Here is a 19,925-nt window from a genome sequence, read left to right on the forward strand (position 1 = left end):
GGCAGGCACAATCAGCGGCGGCCAGATGGGCATCAATGCGATCTTCGAGGCTCTTTCACATCCAGTCCGGCGGCGGATCCTGGCGCTGCTCAAGAACGGGCCGCTGAGCGCGGGTGACCTTGCCGGGCATTTCGACCTGACCAAGCCGACGCTGTCGGTGCATTTCAACAAGCTCAAGGAGGCCGAGCTGGTCGCCGTCGAACGGCGTGGCACGAGCCTGATCTACCACCTCAACACATCGATCCTCGAAGAGGCCCTGGCCGGGCTTCTCAGCCTGAAGGACCCGGAAACATGAAACAGGCCCTGTTTTCGCGCATCAACCTGGCACTTGCCGCGGCACTCGTTGCCGTCACGCTTGCCGGCTACCTGCTGGTGCCGGCGGGCATGATGTTGCCGATCCATTGGGGGCCGAGCGGCGAGGCCGATGCATTCTGGCCGCGCGACAGCGCCCTGCTGATGGCACCGGTGGCGGCTGTCGTGCTGTCTGCGCTTATGGCTTTCATCGGCAACCGCGCCGGGCCGGAGCAGATCGCGTCGAGCAAGCATGCCTTTGCGACTGTCATACCGGTCATGACGGGGCTGATGCTGGCGATCCAGAGCTCGATCGTGCTGATCGGCCTTGGCTACCCGGACCAGATGGTGCGTGTCATCACGCTTTGCCTCGGCGTCATGCTGGTACTGCTGGGCAACGTCATGCCCAAGACGCAGCCCAATGCCATCGCCGGCGTGCGCTTGCCGTGGATCATGAACGATCCCGCCCTTTGGCGCGCGACGCAGCGGCTGACCGGCATGCTGTTCGTTGCCGGCGGGATCGTGCTGGTGGTCTGCGCCTTGCTGGTGCAGCACCCGACCTGGTTGATCGTTGCACTGCTGGCGGCGTTCCTGGTGCCGCTGCTTGTGGGTGGCATCTACAGTTACCGGTTGGCCAATCACACGCGATGATTGCGCTGAAGCCGGCAAAACGATCTTTCCGCTGTGCCGTAGCGGAAGATTTTTGTCGCGCCTTCGCTAAATCCTTCGCCGGTTTCTTTTTTCCGTCATGCGGCTAGCTTAAAGCCCTAGATTCAGGAACACGATTCCCGGGCAGGGAACGACGAAAGATCATTCGGCCATGCAGTCACAACACATAGTCAGTGCCTACGACGACGAGCTGAAATTTCTGGCGCGGAAGATCGCTGCGATGGGTGGCCAGGCCGAGCGCATGGTCGACCAGGCGATTGCCGCCCTGGTCAATGCCGACCCGGCACTTGGCCAGAGGGTGATCCAGGACGATATCGTGCTCGACGAGGCCCAGCGCGAGATCGACGACAAGGCGATCCTGATCATCGCCCGGCGCCAGCCAATGGCGACCGACCTGCGCGAGATCGTCGGCGCGATCCGCATTTCGGCCGATCTCGAGCGTGTCGGCGACCTCGGCAAGAACATCGCCAAGCGCGTCACCGCCGTTGCCGAGGGCCGGCAGCCCAACAGCCTGTTCCGCGGTCTCGAAGCGCTGGCGGAGCTTGCGCTGACCCAGCTCAAGGAAGTGCTCGACGTCTACGCCTCGCGTTCGGTCGAGCGCATCGGCTTCGTGCGTGATCGCGACGAGCAGATCGACGCCATGTACACCTCGCTGTTTCGCGAGCTTTTGACCTACATGATGGAAGATCCGCGCAACATCACGCCGTGCACGCATCTGCTGTTCGTGGCCAAAAACATCGAGCGCATCGGCGACCACGCCACCAACATTGCCGAGACGATCTATTACATCGTCACCGGCGAGCAGATGCCGCCCGAGCGTCCCAAGGAAGACAAGAGCCATCGCGTGACGCTGGAAGGCGAAGGAAAGACCAACTGAACCACGTGGCGACAGGCTCTTCTGCGCTGCGTGGTGAAGGTTTAGAATAGTCTCCGATCGGCGGGGCTGATCCCCGCAGGGGTGCAGCATGACCGAACTTGCCAGGAAGTTCGACAAGGACCCCGAGCTGGAAGGCGGCGTTGTCGCGTCCAGCGTCTATTTCGGTGGCCGCCGCATCGCCGATATCCCCATCGAAGAAGCCGGCCTCTGGGCGGCCAAGGAAGGCCACGTCGTGTGGATCGGCCTGCTGGAGCCGGACCGCGAGCTGCTGCTCAGGGTGCAGCGGCAGTTTAGCCTGCATGACCTCGCCATCGAGGATGCCGAGCATCCGCACCAGCGCCCCAAGATCGAGCAATATGGCGATGCCTTGTTCATCGTCGCGCGCACGGCGCAGCTGGTGCAGGGCCGGGTGAATTTCGGCGAGACGCATATGTTCGTCGGCAAGGGCTACATCGTCAGCGTGCGCCACGGCGTGTCGACATCCTATGCCGCCGTCCGCCAGCATTGGGAAAGCTGTCCGAGTGCGCTGGCCAAGGGCGAGGATTTCATCCTCTATGCGATCCTCGATTTCATCGTCGACAACTACATGCCGGTGCTCGAGCAGATCGAGGAAGAGGTCGACGTCATCGAGGACGGCGTGCTTGCGCGGCCGATGACGTCAAAGGACATCGAGCGGCTCTACATGCTGCGGCGCGACCTGTTGCGCCTGCGCAATGCCGCCGGCCCGCTGGTCGAGGTCTGCCGCCGCCTGACCAGCGCCGACCTGCCGCAACTACGCCCGGCGATGCACCCGCTGTTTCGCGACGTCACCGACCATATCCGCACGGTGCTGGAAAAGGTCGACAATTTGCGCGAAGTGCTGGCCTTCGCCTTCGAGGCGAGCCTGCTGGTCGGCCAGAGCCAGGAAACGGCGATCGCCAAGAAACTGGCCTCCTGGGCCGCCATCCTGGCAGTGCCCACGGCACTGGCCGGCATCTACGGCATGAATTTCAACGACATGCCGGAGCTGCATTTCGCATACGGCTATCCGACCGTGCTGGTCGCCATCGTGACGATCTGCTCGATCCTCTACTGGCGCTTCAGGAAGAACGGGTGGCTGTGAGAAGAGCGAATAGGGAATAGTGAGTAGCGAATAGAGAAAGGGCCCCGGAACACTTGGCGATCCGGGGCCCTTTCAAATTGTACTTTTCGCTATTCGCTCAGCGCGAGCGGCGACGCTCCGAGGCTGGCTGGAAGGCGATCTTCGAGTGGTAGCCGCAGTAAGGGCCGCTCTCGCCGGCTTCGTTGCCGCAGAAGCTGAAGTCTTCGCTCAGCGGATCGCCGTTCGGCCACTTGCAGGTGCGCTCGCTGAGCTGGACCAACTGCAGTCGACGCGAGATCGGCACGACGACATTCTCGACCGGGCGGATGTACTGGCGAGCAACCGGCTCGACCTCGAACTGCGCCTGCAGTGCCGTGGCGCCGATGCTGGCGGTCACGGTGCGCGTGGTCGTGACGGTGCGCTGCACCGACTTGGTTGCGGTCGTTGCCTGCGTCGTCTTCTTCTGGCGTGCCGGCGCAGCCGTTGCGCGGCCGCGGCTCGACAATTTCAGGCGGTGAACCTTGCCGATGACGGCATTGCGGCTGACGCCGCCCAATTGTGCCGCGATCTGGCTTGCGCTCAGACCTTCCGACCACAATTTCCTGAGAAGTTCGACCCGCTCGTCAGTCCAATTCATGAGACCGTGCTCCTGATTTAACGCGCAGTACTCGGAATCCTTTTCCGTCCGGGCAAAGCCGGTTGGACACCACATCTATTCGGTGATTATGTCCGCCGCACGAAATCTAGTTATTTCTCAATTACAATTACCGATGCACTGACTCCGTGACAAGAGTCCGAGGGGGCAGCACGATTCGGTTTTTGTGGTTTTCCCCAACTTGCCGAGATTGCGTGGCTACGCGGCAACGGGTGGTTCGGATAGCGCTGGCATAAGTGACGTTTTCGTTGACTTCATGGCAGAAAAACCTGATATAGCCGCAGGCCGCCGCTCTGAGGCGGCTTTTTAATTTTTCCGGGTTCGGAGAGACATATAATGAGCGGTTCGGCGCTTTTCGAGACGTTTGCTCGTGCACCTCTGGCTTTCGAGCGAGGTGAAGGTTCCTGGCTGATCACCGAAACCGGCGAGCGATATCTCGATTTTGCTGGTGGCATCGCGGTGAATTCGTTGGGCCACAGCCATCCGCATCTCGTTCAGGCGCTGACCGAGCAGGCTGCCAAGCTCTGGCACGTCTCCAACCTGTACCAGATCCCCGGCCAGAGCCGGCTGGGCGAACGCCTTGCCGAGAACTCTTTCGCCGACCGCGTGTTCTTCACCAATTCGGGTGCGGAAGCGCTGGAGTGCGCGATCAAGACGGCGCGCCGCTACCAGTATGTGAACGGCCATCCCGAGCGCTACCGCGTCATCACCTTTGAAGGTGCCTTCCATGGCCGTACGCTGGCGACCATCGCCGCCGGCGGCCAGGCCAAATACCTGGAAGGGTTCGGCCCGAAGGTTGAAGGCTTCGACCAGGTCGCCTTCGACGACATCGATGCTGCAGAGGAGCTGATCGGCCCCGAGACGGCCGCGATCCTGCTTGAGCCGGTACAGGGCGAGGGCGGCATCCGCCCGTTCCCCACGGCATCCCTGAAGCGTTTGCGCCAGCTGTGCGACAAGCACGGCCTGCTTTTGATCTTCGACGAGGTCCAGTGCGGCATCGGCCGTACCGGCAAGCTGTTTGCCCATGAATGGGCCGGCATCAACCCCGACCTGATGGCGATCGCCAAGGGCATCGGCGGCGGCTTCCCGATGGGCGCATGCCTTGCCACCGAAGAGGCGGCCAGTGCGATGACCGCCGGCGTGCACGGCACCACCTTTGGCGGCAATCCGCTCGCCATGGCTGTCGGCAATGCCGTCCTTGACGTCGTGCTTGAGGAAGGTTTCCTCGACGAGGTCAGCCGCAAGGCGCTGCTGATCAAGCAAGGCCTCGCCGCCGTCGCCGACGAGTTCCCAGACGTGATCGAGGGCATCCGCGGTTCCGGCCTGATGCTCGGTCTCAAATGCACCATGCCCAACACCAAGGTGAACATGGCGCTGCGCGACCACAAGCTGCTTGCGGTGCCGGCTGGTGATAATGTGATCCGCCTGCTGCCGCCGCTGACCACCAGCGACGCGGACATCCAAGAGGCGCTCGCGCGCGTTCGCGCCGGAGCTGCCAGCCTCTCCAAGGCCGCCGCCAGCGGCGGCTGAACCCAAGGAAGTTACATGACCAGCGGGATTCGCCATTTCACCGACCTCTCGGCACTTTCCGGGAGCGACCTTCGCGGGATTCTCGATGACGCTGCGGTGCGCAAGGCGCGCCTGAAAGCCGGCGAGCGATCGAAGCCGCTGGAGGGCAAGGTGCTGGCGATGATCTTCGACAAGCCGTCGACCCGCACGCGCATCTCTTTTGACGTTGGCATGCGCCAGCTCGGCGGCGAGACCATCATGCTGACCGGCACCGAGATGCAGCTCGGCCGCTCGGAGTCGATCGCCGACACCGCCAAGGTACTGTCGCGCTACGTCGATGCGATCATGATCCGCACCACGGCCCATGACCGCCTGCTCGAGCTGACCGAGAATGCGACAATTCCCGTCATCAACGGCCTGACCGACGACACCCATCCGTGCCAGCTTATGGCCGATATCCTGACCTTCGAGGAGCATCGCGGCCCGGTGCGCGGCAAGACCTTTGCCTGGACCGGCGACGGTAACAACGTGCTGCACTCGTTGCTCGAGGCTTCGGCCCGCTTCAGCTTCAACGTCAACATAGCGGTGCCGGAAGGCAGCGAGCCGGAGCAGAAGTACATCGACTGGGCCCGCGCCAATGGTGGCAAGGTGATGATCACCCGCTCGCCCGAAGACGCGGTTCGCGACGTCGACACCATCGTCACCGACTGCTGGGTGTCGATGGGCCAGGAGCATCGTGCCCGCGGCCACAACGTGTTCCTGCCTTATCAGGTCAACTCCGACCTGATGAAGCATGCCAAGCCCGATGCCCTGTTCATGCACTGCCTGCCGGCGCATCGCGGCGAGGAGGTGACCGACGAGGTCATCGACGGCCCGAACTCGGTGGTCTTCGACGAGGCTGAAAACCGCCTGCACGCGCAGAAGGCCGTGCTCGCCTGGTGCCTGGGCGCTTGAATGCGTGATCCCGCGACCCTATCTGGGGCGGGATCATTCAATTATCATCAAAGCCATGTTCTGCGACCGTCGGCGGACCGACCGGGCGCGGAACTCTATAGATGGGATAAGTTCCAGTGACTGAGACCGAACGCAAGCTCGGCGAATTCGGGTTCGCCGGCGACGACCATGTTGTTCCATTCGCGGTGGAGCCGCTCGACGTGCGCGGCCGCACCGTCCAGCTCGGCCCGCTGCTCGACCAGATCCTCGGTCGGCACGACTATCCGGAGCCGGTGGCAAGGCTTCTCGCCGAGGCCTGCGTGGTCACCGTGCTGCTCGGCACATCGCTGAAATTCGAAGGCAAGTTCATCTTCCAGACCCGCACCGACGGGCCGGTGGACATGCTTGTCGCCGACTTCACCACGCCGCACTCGCTGCGCGCCTATGCACGTTTCGACGCCGACCGTGTCGATGCGGCGATCGAGGCCGGCATGACCTCGCCCGAGGATCTGCTCGGCAGCGGTGTTCTTGCACTGACCATCGACCAGGGCGAGCACACGACGCGCTACCAGGGCATCGTCGAGCTCAACGGCATCACGCTGGAAGAGGCGGCGCGCGCCTATTTCCGCCAGTCGGAACAGATTCCGACCGACGTAAAGCTGTCTGTGGCGAAGCTCGTGCTGCCGGCTGAAGGCGGCCCGCGCGAGCATTGGCGCGCCGGTGGCCTGTTGGCGCAGTTCCTGCCCGACTCGCCCGAACGTCGGCGCGTGGCCGACATCCATGGCGGCGACGGCGACGAGCGCGATATCGCGGTCCACCCCGACGACAACTCCTGGCAGGAGCTGCTGGCGCTGGTCGGCACCATCGAGCCAACGGAACTGATCGACCCGACCGTCGGCACCGAACGGCTGCTCTACCGCCTGTTTCACGAGCACGGCGCGGTCGTCTATGAGGGCGTGCGCGTGGTCGACGAGTGCTCGTGCTCGGGCCAGAAGATCAAGGGCATCCTGCAGGGCTTCACCGCCGAGGAAATCACCGACAGCGTCGAAGACGGCGTCATCCGCGTCGCCTGCGAGTTCTGCTCCAAGGCCTACGAATTCGACCCTGCGGAGTTCGCCCCGGTCCAATAGTTGCTTCAAGCCCGACACGATTTGACCGACCCTCGGTCCAATCGTGTTCTGGGCATGAACGCGGAAGCCGGCCGCCTGTTCGCGCTAGTTCAGCCTGTGGCGGGCGTCGGGCAGGTCGAGCGAAAAGGCGGGAATGGCGATGTCGAACATCTCGCCCGCCTCATTACGCATGGTATAGCGCCCGACCATGATGCCTGACGGCGTCGAGAGCGGGCAGCCGGACGCATATTGATAGGTGTCGCCGGGGTTCAGTTCGGGCTGGTCGCCGACCACGCCCGGGCCCCTGACTTCCTCGACCTTGCCGCTCGCGTCGGTAATGTGCCAGTAGCGCGACAACAGCTGGACGAATTCGTCCGAGTTGTTCTCGATGGTGACGCGGTAACCCCAGACGTAGCGGTTTTCCGATGGCTCGGACTGGTCCACCAGATAGAAGGGCTCGACCTCGACCGCGATGTTGCGGGTGATTGCGCGATACATATGCTGCGCTCCTTGGCCTGCACATTGACAGAGTCCGCCGCACGAGGCGGCGGGTCAACTGCTCTTAGACAAAATCACGCCGATTGTGATGACTGTGCAGTGAATTTCACCTCGCCGACGCATCGGCGTCACCCCGCTGTCACGCCGCAAGGCCAGTTTCCACGTCGTCCAACGACAAGGAAATTCCGCCATGAAACGTCTCTTAGCCGTTCTTTTCGCCTCGGCCTGCCTTGCCGGCACAGCCGCCCATGCGGACGATCTGGCAAGTGGTATTGAGAAGCTGACCAGGGGGGCCGAGTGGCAGCTGGTCAAATCCCCGAGGCTTGAGTTCGACACCTTCCACCCCCAGGGCTTCGCGCGCGTCGGCGATGCGCTGTTCATGTCGTCGGTCGAGATCATCGAGCGGACCAAGAAGTTCGAGGCACCGCAGAACGGGCTCGACCGCGACGAGGGCAAGGGCGCCGGCCACCTGTTCAAGCTCGATGCGAACGGCAAGCTCGTCGGCCAGGTGAAGCTCGGCGAAGGCGCGATCTATCATCCCGGCGGCATCGACTATGACGGCCGCTGGCTGTGGGTGCCGGTTGCCGAATACCGGCCGAACAGCAAGTCGATCATCTACCGTGTCGATCCGGAAACCCTGGAGGCGACCGAGGTGTTCCGTTTCCCCGATCATGTCGGCGGTATCGTCTCCGATCCCGAAAACGGCACACTGCATGCCGTCAGCTGGGGCTCGCGCCGCTTCTACGCATGGAAGGTCACCGAGGATCTGACGGTGCCGGATGCGGCGCTCGCGCCGGAAAAGACGCGCACGCTCAATCCTGCGCACTACATCGATTATCAGGATTGCGCGTTGGCGAAGCCCGGCCAGGCCGTCTGCACCGGCCTTACCGAATATCGTCCGGGTCCCGACGGGCAGGTCTTCCGCCTCGGCGGCATCGAAACGGTCGACCTCAAAACCGGACGCCCGCTGTTCCAGGTGCCGGTCCAGATCTGGACGGAAAAGGGCAAGTCGATCGCTGGCAATCCCGTGCTCATCGAAAAGACCGAGACGGGCCTGCGCCTGACCGCAGCGCCGGAAGACAACGAGACAAAGCTCTACGTCTACGAAACCAAGCTGCCGTAAGACAGTTCGAGGGAGACGGACGGCGCTCCTGGTTGCGGAGCGCCGTTACCTTGGTGGTTAGCGAGCCGCCTTCAGCGCATCGCCGATGTCGTTGAGCAGGTCGTCGGCGTCTTCGAGGCCGACCGACAGGCGCAGCGTGCCGTCATCGATGCCGAGCTCGGCTCGGGCCTCGTCGGTGAGGTTCTTGTGCGTGGTCGTCGCCGGATGGGTGATCAGGCTCTTGGCGTCGCCGAGATTGTTCGAAATCAGCACGATCCTGAGCGCGTTCTCGAAGGCGAAGGCTGCCTTCTTGCCGCCCTTGACGTCGAAGCAGATCAGCGTCGAGCCGCCCGACATCTGCTTCTTGACGATGTTGGCCTGCGGGTGGTCGGCCCGGCCCGGATAGATCAGGCGTGACACTTCCGGCTGGTCGGCGAGGAAGTCGGCGATCTTGCCGGCGGTCTCGGTCTGCTGGCGCACGCGCAGCGGCAGGGTCTCCAGGCCCTTGAGCAGCGTCCATGCGTTGAACGGTGACAGGCTCGGACCGGTGTGGCGGAAGTAGTCGTGCAGGTTCTCGTCGATCCACTTCTTGTCCGACAGGATCACGCCGCCGAGGCAGCGGCCCTGGCCGTCAATGTGCTTGGTGGCCGAATAGACGACCACATGGGCGCCGAGCTCGAGCGGCTTCTGCTGCATCGGGGTGGCGAAGACGTTGTCGACGACGAGGCGCGCGCCGATCGAATTGGCAAGCGCCGCGACCGCCGCGATGTCGACGACTTCGAGCGTCGGATTGGTCGGGCTTTCCAGGAAGAACAGCTTGGTGTTGGGCTGGACCGCCTTTTCCCAATTCTCGATCAGCGTGCCGTCGACCAGCGTCGCCTCGATGCCGTATTTCGGCGCCAGCGTCTCGACGACCCAGCGGCACGAGCCGAACAGGGCGCGGGCTGCAACGATGTGGTCGCCGGCCTTGAGGCCGCACAGGATGGCGGCGGTGACGGCGGCCATGCCGGAAGCCGTGGCGCGCGCGTCCTCGGCACCTTCGAGCGCGCACATGCGCTTCTCGAACATGTCGACGGTCGGATTGGCATAGCGCGAATAGATGAAGCCGGGGGTCTCGCCCTTGAAGCGGGCTTCGGCGCTTTCGGCGCTTTCATAGACATAGCCCTGGGTCAGGAAGATCGATTCCGAGGTCTCGCCGAAGCCGGAGCGAAGGCTGCCGCCATGGACGAGGGTGGTCTGGGGTTTCCAGTTACGCTGTTTTTCGGAGCTCATAGCCAAATCCAAATACAAAAAAACCGGCCGCGAAAAGTCGCAACCGGTCCACAACGCGGCCCTTTAGCGACTTGTTTAACGTGGCTGCAAGCCGACCGGCCAAATCACCACGGGATAAATGTCCTTTAGACCCGCAGCCTGCTTGCGTCAATTGCGTGGACGACTAAACGTTTTGGGCCACGCACATGACCCCGGAAACGGCCGGGATCCAGCGGCCACGGCTCTGCATTCGGGCTGGTGGCGCTGTAGAGGAGTGAGGCAATTGCGTCAGTCGGGCATTCTTCCGGACCAGGACATCGCGGCGCTGTTTGCGTCGGGCGCGCTCAAGGCGCCGCCGCTGGATGCCGACCAGATCCAGCCGGCGAGCCTCGACCTCAGGCTTGGAGCAACCGCGTTTCGGACCCGCGCCAGCTTCCTGCCGGGCCCCAATTCGCTGGTGTCGGAAAAACTCGACCGGCTCAAACTGCACGAGATCGACCTGACCAACGGTGCGGTGCTGGAAACGGGCTGCGTCTACATCGTGCCGCTGCTGGAGAGCCTGGAGTTGCCGGCCGAGATATCGGCATCGGCCAACCCGAAGAGTTCGACCGGCCGCCTCGACATCTTCACCCGCGTCATGACCGACCGCGGCCAGGAGTTCGACAAGATCCCCGCCGGCTACACCGGCCCGCTCTATCTCGAGGTCAGTCCGCGCACCTTCCCGATCGTCGCCCGCAAGGGCTCGCGCCTGTCGCAGATCCGCTTCCGCAAAGGAAATGCGCTGCTGTCGGAGACCGAACTCAACGCATTGCACCTGTCTGACCGGCTGGTCGCCATCGATCCGCCGAACATCTCGGGCGGCGGCATCGCGCTGTCCATCGATCTGGCTGGTGAAGTGGGCAGCATCGTCGGCTACCGCGGCAAGCACCATACTGGCCTCGTCGACGTCGACAAGCGCGCCGCCCAGAAGGTCGTCGATTTCTGGGAGCCGATCTACAATCACGGCGCCGAGGAACTGGTGCTCGACCCGGACGAGTTCTACATCCTGGTATCGCGCGAAGCGGTGCATGTACCACCGCTCTACGCCGCCGAAATGACGCCGTTCGATCCGCTGGTCGGCGAGTTCCGCGTCCATTATGCCGGCTTCTTCGATCCGGGTTTCGGCCATTCCAGCGCCGGCGGAACCGGCAGCCGGGCGGTGCTCGAAGTGCGCAGCCACGAAGTGCCCTTCATCCTGGAGCACGGCCAGGTCGTCGGCCGCCTCGTCTACGAGCATATGCTGGCGCGGCCGAAGGCGCTTTATGGCACCGACCTCGGCTCCAACTACCAGGCCCAGGGGCTGAAGCTCTCCAAGCATTTCCGCATGGACTGACCTTACGTCAGGGTGCGCAAACCTTAGTCTGCTTGTCCATTTCAAGCCGCTGTGCTTGGCTGAGGCAGGGACGCCCAACATAAGGGCGCCTGGCAAATGGAGAGGATTATGCAGATTTCGTGGAAGTTCGCTTGCGCTGCTTCGCTGGCAGCGCTGTTGTCCGCGGCGGGTGGCGCCTCGGCGCAGGAAAAGCTCAAGATCGCCACCGAGGGCGCCTATCCGCCCTTCAACAATCTGAGCGCCGACGGCAAGCTGGTCGGCTTCGACGTCGACATCGCCAATGCGCTGTGCGCGCAGATGAAGGTCGAATGCGAGATCGTCGCCCAGGATTGGGACGGCATCATTCCGGCACTTCAGGGCAAGAAATTCGACGCCATCGTCGCTTCGATGACCATCACCGAGGAACGCAAGAAGCAGGTCGCCTTCACCAACAAGTACTACACCACGCCGCTGGCGCTGATCGCGCTCAAGACTTCCGACCTCGCTTCGCCGGAGCCCAACGCGCTCAAGGGCAAGTCGGTTGGCGCACAAGCATCGACGACGCAGAGCATCTATGCCGAGGATCACTATGCCAAGGCGGGCGCTGACGTGAAGCTCTATCCGACGCAGGACGAAGCGGTGGCCGACCTGACCAATGGCCGTCTCGACGCGGTCGTCGCCGACAAGTTCGTGCTCGTCGACTGGATGAAGACCACCGGCCAGGATTGCTGCAAGATGATCGGCGATCTCAACGGCACCGAATCCGAAACCGGCATCGCCGTGCGCCTGGATGACACTGCCCTGCGCGACAAGCTCAACGCCGCCATCGACGCCATCTACAAGGACGGCACCTACGCCAAGATCAACGCCAAGTATTTCGACTTCGATATTTACGGCGCGGATTGAGGGCTAAGCCTGACAGAAGGCCGGGCGCTTGCGTCCGGCCTTTTTGCTGTCTGGAGGGGAATTTCAGTTGGAGAACGGCGTGTCGGCACCCCCGGCGAAAGCGTGGGTCGAACGACATGCTGAATGCTTCGGGAAAAAGCTGGAGCGGGTAGCGGGAATCGAACCCGCGCGTTCAGCTTGGGAAGCTGACAGGCTACCATTACATCATACCCGCGCGGGCACTTGGTTAGCATCCGCCTTGCAGGCAGGCAATCGGGAAACGAGGTGTCTTGTTCTGCTATCGGCTGTTGCCCTGCAATGGTGCGAGCCGATTGCGGGCCGGGTTCCCCAGAGGCGGGAATTACGCGATATTTTTTGCTCGTTCTAAATTTGTATTAGATATTTGAACGAGAAGACGACAATGAAAGCTCTCCTGGAAACACATTTCCGTTGGAGCGATAATAATTATGGGCGGATTTGACGTGGGGTGGTCTCTGAAAGCGTTGGTGCTACGGTCATTGCGGTACCGACTGGAGAAAGTACGGAGTGGTCAGCTTTCCGAAGTTGACGAATTTCTTAAGCTAGTCCGTCCAGTCTCGACGGATCGTCCGCTCATTCGCATTGGCGGTAACGGCGACGGAGGCTATCTGATCCCCGATGATCTCGATGGCGTGAAGTATTGCTTTTCACCTGGCGTATCAACGACTGCCTCCTTCGAGGAGAACTTGATCGCTAGGGGTGTCAAATGCTTCTTGGCTGACTATTCGGTCGTCGATGCGCCGATCGAGAACGAAGCAATTGTATTCACTAAAAAATTCATTGGCCCGAAATGCGACGATATGTTCATGACGTTGAAGGACTGGGTCGATTCCAGCGTTGATCCCGCCGAGAACGATCTGATCTTGCAGATGGATATCGAAGGTGCGGAATATGAGAGCTTTATTGTATCTGACGAATCACTGCTTGCTAGATTCAGAATAATTGTTGTCGAATTTCATCGGCTGGATGCGTTATTTAACAAGATGGGCTTCAAGGTAATCAATGGCGTTTTCCAAAAAATATTGAGGAATTTCGATGTTGTTCATATCCACCCGAACAACGGATCGAAAGTATTAAGGTGTGGCCGGATTGATGTCCCCCCGACAATGGAGTTTACCTTTCTGCGAAAGGATCGGATTGGCGAGAGACGACCGACCACAACATTTCCTAACCAACTCGACCGGACGAACGTACCCGACATGCCCGACTTTCCTCTGCCCGGATGCTGGTACGAAAATGGACGCGGCAGTTAGCTGTCGGATTGCCACGGACCTCTCCGACGCGAGCTTATTTTCGTTTCCGGAGTAACGACAGTGCCTTCCGCATCTCGGACAGCGCTATCTCGCCATAGGCCCGTTGCTTAAGCCTTCCGCCGTGCCCGGCCCGCAGGATTTTCCGTGCCTGGCTGCCGGAGAAGCGGGCCAGGATTTCACGGCAAAAGACGCGCGAGCGAAACTCGGCCGCGAGTTTCGGCGCGTTTGCCAGGAATATGTCGAACACCTTTGGGTCGCTGTAGAACCTGCGCAGCCGCTTGGGCGTTTCGCGGGTTATGAGGTCCAGCACCGACCAGAAGCCGCCGTCGAGCATCCAGACATATCTGCCTGCATTGGCCAGCAGAAAGTCGATGTCGGTCAGCGTCGCCTTCTGGGAGAGCCGGTAGTATTCCGGTGAACCTGACCGAAGCCACGGCGAGCTTTCATGGTTGGAGAAGGCGTTTTCGCCATGCAGCCTGTAACCTGACAGGACCATGTCGATGAGCGCGCTGCCACCAAATCCGTGGCACATGAAGTTGAAATAGCCGTCCGCCGACCGCATATACCTGGCTTCGCCGCCGCGCTGGACCAGCCGCAGGTGAGATGCACGGTACATGTTTGCCGTGCCGGGGCTCCATTGCCAGCCGCTTGCCGACTTCGGAACGAGGAGGGTCCGCGAGGACAACTGCTGGAAATCCTGCTGTGAGACTGTCGGCAGCCGCAAGACGGACGCCTCGGCATGCAAGTTTCGCGTCTGGCTCTGGCTGTCGATGGCGCCGCCACCGGCGGCGGCCAGGATGTTGCCAACGGCGTCCGTTTCCGCGACGCTGGAGGATGTGAAGGCAACGCTTTGCCGCAGTGCCAAGTGAGCCTGGACGTGCATCGACGCGTAGGTCGACAGCAGCACATCGTCGGAATCGACAAAGGTGACGAAGCCCCCCTTGATCTTGTTCAGAGACCAGAATGCAGCGCCAAGCTGGCCGAGATTTTCCGGCAGCGTTGCGATGCGGAACCGGCTGTCGTCGCCGACGTGCCTGGCGATCACCTCGGCGCTGTCGTCGGTCGAGCCGTTGTCGATGACCAGGCATTCGAAATTCGGGTAGTCCTGGGCCTTGATGGAGTCGATCGTGGCGCCGACGTAGCGGCCATAGTTCCAGGCGATAACGACGAAGCTGACCAGCGGTGGCTTGATCGACCCGCCGGAGACCTCCTCGATGCTCCGCCCGCCGATGGTGAAATCGGACGCTGTGCGGTGGGGATGGCTCCACGTCTTGCGGATGATGACCTGATAGTCGTTGTGCAGGACCTCGTACTCTCCTGATCTGGCCTGGAGAAAAGCATCGATGCCGGGCTGTGGGCGTTCGGCGGCTGGCTTGGCCGGCTGCCATAGATAGTCGTCGAGGATCATGATGCCGCCTGGGGCGAGCAGGTCCCAGCTTTGCTGGGCGTCGGTGAAGGCGGAGGCGGCGTGGTGGTCGCCGTCGACATAGACGATGTCGAAGCGGCGGGCCGCGCGCTGCAGATCCGACAGCGCCTCGATCGAGAAGGCCTTCAGCTTTTCGAGTCGGTCGGCAAAGGGCCGCGTGTTGGCATCGAAGCGCGCCTCGACCTCGCTCATGTCGGTGTGATGGCGCGAGCCGGGTGTCCTGTGTTCGACGCTGCCCTCGAAGGTGTCTATGCAGGTCAGCTGGCAGCTTGGCAGGAACTGCAGGAAAAACAGCGCCGAGCGTCCTTCGAAGGAGCCGATTTCCAGAACCCGCAGCGGCTCGTGAGTGCGCTCGTGCAGCAGCTGTTCCCAGACCGGAATATGGTGGGATGTCCAGTCCTTGCTGAAAGCCTTGCCGTCGAAATAGTTCATTCAAACGCGCCTATTGGCCTGGAAATGCTGAGCTTGTAGAAACATCGGGGACATTGCATGAGCCTGCCTGCCAGGCAACGTCTATAGCGAAAGCAGAGGCCGACGTGCATCCAGAAAAGCGTGTACTGGTAACAGGTGGAGCAGGGTTTCTTGGCTCGCATCTCTGCGAGCGGCTTCTGGAAGCAGGGGCGCACGTCGTGTGCGTCGACAACTTCTACACCGGCGCGCGCGCCAATGTCGCGCATCTTGCCGGACATCCCCGCTTCGAGCTGGTCGAGCACGACGTCTGCCAGCCGCTCTTTGTCGAGGTCGACGAGATCTACAACCTGGCCTGTCCGGCGTCGCCGATCCATTATCAGCGCGATCCGGTGCAGACCACCAAGACCAGCGTGCTCGGGGCCATCAACATGCTCGGCCTCGCCAAGCGTCTCGGCGCCAGGATACTCCAGGCGTCGACCTCGGAAGTCTACGGCGACCCGTCTGTCCACCCGCAGGACGAGACCTACTGGGGCAACGTCAATCCGATCGGTCCACGCTCGTGCTACGACGAGGGCAAGCGCTGCGCCGAGACGCTGTTTTTCGACTACCGGCGCCAGCATGATCTCGAGATCAAGGTTGCTCGCATCTTCAATACCTATGGGCCGAGGATGCAGCCCAATGACGGGCGCGTCGTCTCCAACTTCATCATGCAGGCATTGCGCGGCGACAGCATCTCGATCTTTGGCGGCGGCACCCAGACGCGGTCGTTCTGTTATGTCGACGACCTCGTCGACGGCCTGATCAGGCTGATGGCCTCGCCGAGGGAATTCACCGGGCCGGTCAACCTCGGCAACCCCGAGGAGTTCTCGATGATCGAGCTCGCCCGCGCGGTTTTGGCGGAGACGAACAGTAGGTCGCGGCTCGAATTCTTCCCACTGCCCGAGGACGACCCGAAACAGCGGCGGCCCGACATCACATTGGCCGGCACTCTCGGTTGGCGGCCGAAGACGCCGCTGGAGGAAGGCTTGCGGCGGACGGTCGCCTATTTCCAGGAGCTGATGGCCGCTCAACCGCAGCTCAGGGACGGCTGTGTTGATGCCGCCAGCATCACGGCGGCCGCTTCCTGAGCTCGACCGGCACCGGGACTAGGCGCGTCCGTTGTTACGCTCGGTCGCGTCCTTCGCTTGCGCCGCATCACCCTTGGCCAGCTCGACCATATCAGCGAGGAGCTCGACCTGGTCGAAGAAGCAGACGCGGCCGCGGCCGTCCTGCTTGGCGCGGTAGAGGGCCGCGTCGGCGCGCTTGAAGTATGTGCCGATGTCACTGCTGTCATTACCGATCAGGGTGACGCCGACGCTGGCGCCGATAGAAATCTGTTGGCCGCCGATCTCGTAGGGTGCGCAGAGCGTTTCGACGATGCGGCAGCCGAGCGATACCGAAGCGTCCGGCTGCTGGCTGTCGTTCTGGATGACGGCGAACTCGTCGCCGCCGAGGCGCACGAGGCAATCCGCCTCGCCGACGCAGCCGCGCAGCCTGTCGGCGACCACGCACAGCAGGGCATCGCCGACAGGATGGCCGAGCGTGTCGTTGACCTGCTTGAACAGGTCGAGATCGAGGCAGAGCAGGGCGCCGTCGCGGCCATCCCGGACATTGGCGACCGCCAGTTCGAGCTGCTGGCGAAACAGGGTGCGGTTGCCGAGCCCAGTCAGCGTGTCGTGGTGCGCCAGATAGGCGATGTCGGCCTGCGCGCGCTTGCGCTCGTCGATGTCCTCAAGCAGCCCGACCCATTCGATGATGCGCCCGTCACCGTCGAACACCGGGGCGCCCTGGGAGCGAACCCAGAGCCAGCGTCCGTCACTGATCTTCAGACGGAACTCGACGTCGAGCGGCATGTTTCGCGCAAGCGCCTCGGCCCAGGCAGCCGAGGTGACCGGGCGGTCATCGGGATGGATCGCGTTGGTCCATTCCTGGCCCTCGACTTCGCTTTCCGGCCTGCCGGTGAGCTGCTCCCAGCCGGTCGCGAGTCCGGCGCCGCCATCGCCGTCGCGGCGCCACAGCACGATGGCGCCTGTCTCGGCGATGGTGCGATAGCGCCGTTCTTCGTTGCGCAGCGAGCGTTCGGCTCGTGCGAAGCTCTGGCGCAGCGTCTCGAACTCGCGGATGGACGACGGCGTCACGGACGCCGCATCCGTCTCTTTGCCGTCGGCTATGGCGTTGCTGTAGCGCGCAAGGGCCTGAACCGGCTGCAGGATACGCCCGCCGAGCCATATCGCGGCACCGACGGCCAGCAACACGCTTGCTCCCGCGCCCAGCAACAGGTTCATCATCGGCTCGCGCCAGCGCGCGTCGAAGACGCTGGTCGACTCGGCGACGATGATCACCCAGCCGGGCGTTCCCGCAAGCCTCTGGAAAGACAGTACGATCGGCAGCCCCTCGATGGTCTTGGCCGCGAACAGTCCCGCATCGGTGCCTAGCGCCTCCAGCTTGGGCCAGTCCGGGGCAACCTGGCCAACGAACCGGTCGGCGTCGCGCGAGCGCGCCAGGATGCGGCCGTTGCCGTCGGTCACCGCCACCAGGATGTCGGTGAGCGAGCGTTTGCCGCGCTGAAGGGTCTGGATCAGTTGCTGCGGCGATGTCGACATGACGAAGGCAGCAGTCCCGCGCTCGCCCGCCGGGGCGGGCACGGCCAGCACCAGGCGTGGCTGGTTGCCCGTGGTGAGCACGTTGGAGACGACGTTTGTCTGCTTGCTCATGGCAAGGAGCGCGGCGTCGGCCGCGGCATTCGACCTGGCGCGTAGGACAGGCACGCTATCGCTGGTGATCAACGCAACATTGTTGTCGGCGCCCAGCATCCACAGTTCCGGTTCGGGAAGCGGTTCGGAATCAGGAGTTTCGCGATGTTGCGCCAGCACCGACATGTTGGCGAAGCGGCCTGCGATTTCGCCCTCGATGGCGTTGGCGAGTGTACGGGCGGTGTCGTTCAGACGCGCGACGGCAGCATCCCTATAGGCGGTACCGGCAGACCAGACGGCAATGCCCGATACTGCAACCACGGGAAGCAGGCAGGCGAGTGCCAGCGCGATGAGATAGCTGTTGAGACTGCGCTGCCTTTGCCACTGTTTCTCGACCCCCACCGCGAACGATACTCCCAACCAAGGTACATTGGCGCAGCGGCCGACAATCCATCAGAAGTTGCTAATCGCCCGAGAATGTTTTCCAAAAGGTCAACGCGGATGTATCGTCATGCGTGAAATATCTGCGCGTCATGTGAATCGCAGGTTGTGCGCCGGGACGGTGCGGCGATGTCCGCACCTTGAAGCGCGTGGCGCAATCACGATATGCCTGAGCGGCTAGAATCGCAGGAGATCGAACTTGTCCGGATTGGCGCGTTTTCTCGGGGACACCCCGCTCAGGGTATTCATCAAGCTCCTGGTCATCTCCTTCCTCGTCGGCATCGTCATGTCAGCCTTCGGCTGGTCGCCCTTCGACGTGCTCTACGGCATTCGCGATTTCTTCGTCGACATCTGGCGCATGGGCTTCCGCGCCATCGACCGCTTCCTTGGCTACTTCCTGCTGGGTGCCGCGATCGTCGTGCCGGCCTTCATCATCCTCAGGCTGTTCAGCTACCGCAAATAGCTGCCGCTTCGTGTCGGGACCACGCTAGGCGAAGGCGGCTGCTGTTTCGAACAGGATGGCGTGGCGTGCGGCAAGGGCTGCGACGTCGGTCGAATAGCCGCCGCCGATCACTCCGCACAATGGTACGCCGGTTTCGCGATAGTGCTCGATGACAAAGCGCTCGCGCCGAAGCAGGCCTTCGTCGCTGAGGGCAAGGCGGCCAAGCCGGTCGTCGCGATGTGGATCGACGCCGGCATTGTAGAAGACGATGTCCCAGCCGCCGTGGCGTGACAGGCCAGCAAGGGCGTTAGCGAGAACTTCCATGTAAGCGTCGTCGCCGGTCTTGTCGGGCAGGCCGATGTCGAGGCTGGAGGCGACCTTGCGCACGGGATAATTCTTCTCGGCATGCATCGAGAAGGTGAAGACCGAGGCGTTGCCGGCCAGGATCTCGGCGGTGCCGTCGCCCTGATGCACGTCGAGATCGACAACCAAGATGTTTTCGGCAAGCCCGTCTTCGAGCAGCGCCAGTGCCGCGACCGCGACGTCGTTGAAGGTGCAGAAGCCGGCGCCCTGGGCGCGGCGGGCATGGTGGCTGCCGCCGGCGGCGTTGCAGGCGATGCCGTGGCGGAGTGCCAGCCGGGCCGAAGCCAGCGTGCCGCCGGCGGCGAACTGGGCACGGCGCGACACGCGTTCGCCAACGGGAAAGCCGATCTCGCGTTCGATATGGGGAGGCACCGTGCAGGTCAGCACCTGTTCGACATAGGTCGCGTCGTGGGCCAGGCGAAGGTAGAGCGGTGCGATGAGCTCGGCCCGGTTGAGCCCGCCTGTCAGGCCAAGCGCTTCGAGCCTCGCCATCAGCGCGGTGTACTTGCCCATCGGGAAGCGATGATCGGCGGCAAAGCCGGCGTCGTAGTCGGGATGGCTGACGATCTGAAGCGGCATGGAGGGGTGCTGAACCAGGAGAGCAAAA

Annotated in this window: 19 protein-coding genes, 1 tRNA gene and 1 riboswitch; of the genes, 13 read left to right on the plus strand and 7 right to left on the minus strand. The window is 62.7% G+C overall.

Annotated elements, in window-relative coordinates; translation table 11 throughout:
* Window positions 1–25: 25 nt before the first annotated feature.
* The 4 genes from ACSQ3E_RS28530 to ACSQ3E_RS28545 all read left to right on the plus strand — a co-directional run bounded on the left by ACSQ3E_RS28530 (window position 26) and on the right by ACSQ3E_RS28545 (window position 2,939).
* Entirely contained in the window at window positions 26–295 is a 270-nt protein-coding gene (locus ACSQ3E_RS28530) for an autorepressor SdpR family transcription factor (RefSeq protein WP_436125252.1), read from the plus strand.
* Window positions 292–942 (plus strand): SdpI family protein, encoded by a 651-nt coding sequence (locus ACSQ3E_RS28535; RefSeq protein ID WP_436125253.1) that lies wholly within the window; start codon window positions 292–294, stop codon window positions 940–942. The genes ACSQ3E_RS28530 and ACSQ3E_RS28535 overlap by 4 nt, the downstream gene beginning before the upstream one ends.
* A gap of 169 nt (window positions 943–1,111) precedes the next feature.
* Window positions 1,112–1,837 (plus strand): phosphate signaling complex protein PhoU, encoded by a 726-nt coding sequence (gene phoU, locus ACSQ3E_RS28540; protein ID WP_436125254.1) that lies wholly within the window; start codon window positions 1,112–1,114, stop codon window positions 1,835–1,837.
* 88 nt (window positions 1,838–1,925) lie between these two features.
* Window positions 1,926–2,939: a magnesium and cobalt transport protein CorA gene (locus ACSQ3E_RS28545; protein ID WP_310329235.1), complete on the plus strand. Its 1,014-nt coding sequence runs from the start codon at window positions 1,926–1,928 to the stop codon at window positions 2,937–2,939.
* Window positions 2,940–3,036: 97 nt separating this feature from the next.
* On the opposite strand, the gene ACSQ3E_RS28550 is transcribed toward ACSQ3E_RS28545, so the two are convergent.
* Window positions 3,037–3,555, minus strand: a complete 519-nt coding sequence (locus tag ACSQ3E_RS28550; protein ID WP_310329238.1) for a GcrA family cell cycle regulator — start codon at window positions 3,553–3,555, stop codon at window positions 3,037–3,039.
* Window positions 3,556–3,909: 354 nt separating this feature from the next.
* Between ACSQ3E_RS28550 and ACSQ3E_RS28555 the strand changes: the two genes are divergently transcribed.
* The 3 genes from ACSQ3E_RS28555 (at window position 3,910) to ACSQ3E_RS28565 (ending at window position 7,145) form a co-directional block, all read left to right on the plus strand.
* A complete protein-coding gene (locus ACSQ3E_RS28555) occupies window positions 3,910–5,103 on the plus strand; it encodes an aspartate aminotransferase family protein (RefSeq protein WP_436125255.1) in 1,194 nt (397 codons plus the stop codon).
* A gap of 15 nt (window positions 5,104–5,118) precedes the next feature.
* Entirely contained in the window at window positions 5,119–6,036 is a 918-nt protein-coding gene (argF, locus tag ACSQ3E_RS28560) for an ornithine carbamoyltransferase (protein ID WP_310329243.1), read from the plus strand.
* 116 nt (window positions 6,037–6,152) lie between these two features.
* On the plus strand, window positions 6,153–7,145 hold the full coding sequence (locus ACSQ3E_RS28565) for an Hsp33 family molecular chaperone (protein WP_436125256.1): 993 nt from the start codon (window positions 6,153–6,155) through the stop codon (window positions 7,143–7,145).
* Between the two features lie 84 nt (window positions 7,146–7,229).
* On the opposite strand, the gene apaG is transcribed toward ACSQ3E_RS28565, so the two are convergent.
* Window positions 7,230–7,622 carry a Co2+/Mg2+ efflux protein ApaG gene (apaG, locus tag ACSQ3E_RS28570; protein ID WP_184771871.1) on the minus strand — a complete coding sequence of 131 codons (393 nt, stop codon included), beginning with the start codon at window positions 7,620–7,622 and terminating at the stop codon, window positions 7,230–7,232.
* Window positions 7,623–7,812: 190 nt separating this feature from the next.
* Between apaG and ACSQ3E_RS28575 the strand changes: the two genes are divergently transcribed.
* Entirely contained in the window at window positions 7,813–8,745 is a 933-nt protein-coding gene (locus ACSQ3E_RS28575; protein WP_436125257.1) for a DUF6454 family protein, read from the plus strand.
* A 57-nt stretch (window positions 8,746–8,802) separates the two neighbouring features.
* On the opposite strand, the gene ACSQ3E_RS28580 is transcribed toward ACSQ3E_RS28575, so the two are convergent.
* Complete coding sequence (locus tag ACSQ3E_RS28580) at window positions 8,803–9,996, minus strand: O-succinylhomoserine sulfhydrylase (protein ID WP_436125258.1); 1,194 nt, start codon at window positions 9,994–9,996, stop codon at window positions 8,803–8,805.
* 43 nt (window positions 9,997–10,039) lie between these two features.
* Window positions 10,040–10,117, minus strand: a riboswitch (SAM riboswitch).
* A gap of 141 nt (window positions 10,118–10,258) precedes the next feature.
* Between ACSQ3E_RS28580 and ACSQ3E_RS28585 the strand changes: the two genes are divergently transcribed.
* Together ACSQ3E_RS28585 and ACSQ3E_RS28590 are read left to right on the plus strand one after the other, a co-directional pair.
* Window positions 10,259–11,347 (plus strand): 2'-deoxycytidine 5'-triphosphate deaminase, encoded by a 1,089-nt coding sequence (locus ACSQ3E_RS28585; RefSeq protein ID WP_436125259.1) that lies wholly within the window; start codon window positions 10,259–10,261, stop codon window positions 11,345–11,347.
* Window positions 11,348–11,455: 108 nt separating this feature from the next.
* Window positions 11,456–12,232 (plus strand): ABC transporter substrate-binding protein, encoded by a 777-nt coding sequence (locus ACSQ3E_RS28590; RefSeq protein ID WP_436125260.1) that lies wholly within the window; start codon window positions 11,456–11,458, stop codon window positions 12,230–12,232.
* Between the two features lie 140 nt (window positions 12,233–12,372).
* Here ACSQ3E_RS28590 and ACSQ3E_RS28595 read toward each other — a convergent pair.
* Window positions 12,373–12,446 (minus strand) — tRNA-Gly (locus ACSQ3E_RS28595).
* 232 nt (window positions 12,447–12,678) lie between these two features.
* Between ACSQ3E_RS28595 and ACSQ3E_RS28600 the strand changes: the two genes are divergently transcribed.
* Window positions 12,679–13,503: an FkbM family methyltransferase gene (locus tag ACSQ3E_RS28600; RefSeq protein ID WP_436125261.1), complete on the plus strand. Its 825-nt coding sequence runs from the start codon at window positions 12,679–12,681 to the stop codon at window positions 13,501–13,503.
* A gap of 34 nt (window positions 13,504–13,537) precedes the next feature.
* Here ACSQ3E_RS28600 and ACSQ3E_RS28605 read toward each other — a convergent pair whose 3' ends face one another.
* Window positions 13,538–15,361 (minus strand): glycosyltransferase, encoded by a 1,824-nt coding sequence (locus tag ACSQ3E_RS28605; protein WP_436125262.1) that lies wholly within the window; start codon window positions 15,359–15,361, stop codon window positions 13,538–13,540.
* Window positions 15,362–15,465: 104 nt separating this feature from the next.
* Here ACSQ3E_RS28605 and ACSQ3E_RS28610 point away from each other — a divergent pair, with 104 nt between their 5' ends.
* Window positions 15,466–16,467, plus strand: coding sequence for a UDP-glucuronic acid decarboxylase family protein (locus tag ACSQ3E_RS28610; protein ID WP_436125263.1), 1,002 nt, complete (start codon window positions 15,466–15,468; stop codon window positions 16,465–16,467).
* Window positions 16,468–16,485: 18 nt separating this feature from the next.
* Here ACSQ3E_RS28610 and ACSQ3E_RS28615 read toward each other — a convergent pair whose 3' ends face one another.
* On the minus strand, window positions 16,486–18,474 hold the full coding sequence (locus ACSQ3E_RS28615; RefSeq protein ID WP_436125264.1) for a diguanylate cyclase domain-containing protein: 1,989 nt from the start codon (window positions 18,472–18,474) through the stop codon (window positions 16,486–16,488).
* Between the two features lie 238 nt (window positions 18,475–18,712).
* Between ACSQ3E_RS28615 and ACSQ3E_RS28620 the strand changes: the two genes are divergently transcribed.
* Window positions 18,713–18,976 (plus strand): DUF6460 domain-containing protein, encoded by a 264-nt coding sequence (locus ACSQ3E_RS28620; protein ID WP_214388160.1) that lies wholly within the window; start codon window positions 18,713–18,715, stop codon window positions 18,974–18,976.
* 24 nt (window positions 18,977–19,000) lie between these two features.
* Here the strand turns inward: ACSQ3E_RS28620 and ACSQ3E_RS28625 are convergent, their stop codons facing one another.
* Complete coding sequence (locus ACSQ3E_RS28625; RefSeq protein ID WP_436125265.1) at window positions 19,001–19,897, minus strand: histone deacetylase family protein; 897 nt, start codon at window positions 19,895–19,897, stop codon at window positions 19,001–19,003.
* Window positions 19,898–19,925: the final 28 nt, after the last annotated feature.

The sequence above is a fragment of the Aminobacter sp. LjRoot7 genome (assembly GCF_964252895.1).
In the GTDB taxonomy this organism is placed as follows: Bacteria; Pseudomonadota; Alphaproteobacteria; order Rhizobiales; family Rhizobiaceae; genus Aminobacter; species Aminobacter aminovorans_B.

Excerpts from the sequence above, each read along its gene's own strand:
- ACSQ3E_RS28535 (WP_436125253.1), top strand. The coding sequence starts at position 292 with ATGAAACAGGCCCTGTTTTCGCGCATCAACCTGGCACTTGCCGCGGCA.
- ACSQ3E_RS28575 (WP_436125257.1), top strand. The coding sequence starts at position 7,813 with ATGAAACGTCTCTTAGCCGTTCTTTTCGCCTCGGCCTGCCTTGCCGGC.
- ACSQ3E_RS28545 (WP_310329235.1), top strand. The coding sequence starts at position 1,926 with ATGACCGAACTTGCCAGGAAGTTCGACAAGGACCCCGAGCTGGAAGGC.
- ACSQ3E_RS28550 (WP_310329238.1), bottom strand. The coding sequence starts at position 3,555 with ATGAATTGGACTGACGAGCGGGTCGAACTTCTCAGGAAATTGTGGTCG.
- ACSQ3E_RS28555 (WP_436125255.1), top strand. The coding sequence starts at position 3,910 with ATGAGCGGTTCGGCGCTTTTCGAGACGTTTGCTCGTGCACCTCTGGCT.
- ACSQ3E_RS28530 (WP_436125252.1), top strand. The coding sequence starts at position 26 with ATGGGCATCAATGCGATCTTCGAGGCTCTTTCACATCCAGTCCGGCGG.
- ACSQ3E_RS28580 (WP_436125258.1), bottom strand. The coding sequence starts at position 9,996 with ATGAGCTCCGAAAAACAGCGTAACTGGAAACCCCAGACCACCCTCGTC.
- phoU (WP_436125254.1), top strand. The coding sequence starts at position 1,112 with ATGCAGTCACAACACATAGTCAGTGCCTACGACGACGAGCTGAAATTT.
- ACSQ3E_RS28590 (WP_436125260.1), top strand. The coding sequence starts at position 11,456 with ATGCAGATTTCGTGGAAGTTCGCTTGCGCTGCTTCGCTGGCAGCGCTG.
- argF (WP_310329243.1), top strand. The coding sequence starts at position 5,119 with ATGACCAGCGGGATTCGCCATTTCACCGACCTCTCGGCACTTTCCGGG.
- apaG (WP_184771871.1), bottom strand. The coding sequence starts at position 7,622 with ATGTATCGCGCAATCACCCGCAACATCGCGGTCGAGGTCGAGCCCTTC.
- ACSQ3E_RS28625 (WP_436125265.1), bottom strand. The coding sequence starts at position 19,897 with ATGCCGCTTCAGATCGTCAGCCATCCCGACTACGACGCCGGCTTTGCC.
- ACSQ3E_RS28605 (WP_436125262.1), bottom strand. The coding sequence starts at position 15,361 with ATGAACTATTTCGACGGCAAGGCTTTCAGCAAGGACTGGACATCCCAC.
- ACSQ3E_RS28600 (WP_436125261.1), top strand. The coding sequence starts at position 12,679 with ATGGGCGGATTTGACGTGGGGTGGTCTCTGAAAGCGTTGGTGCTACGG.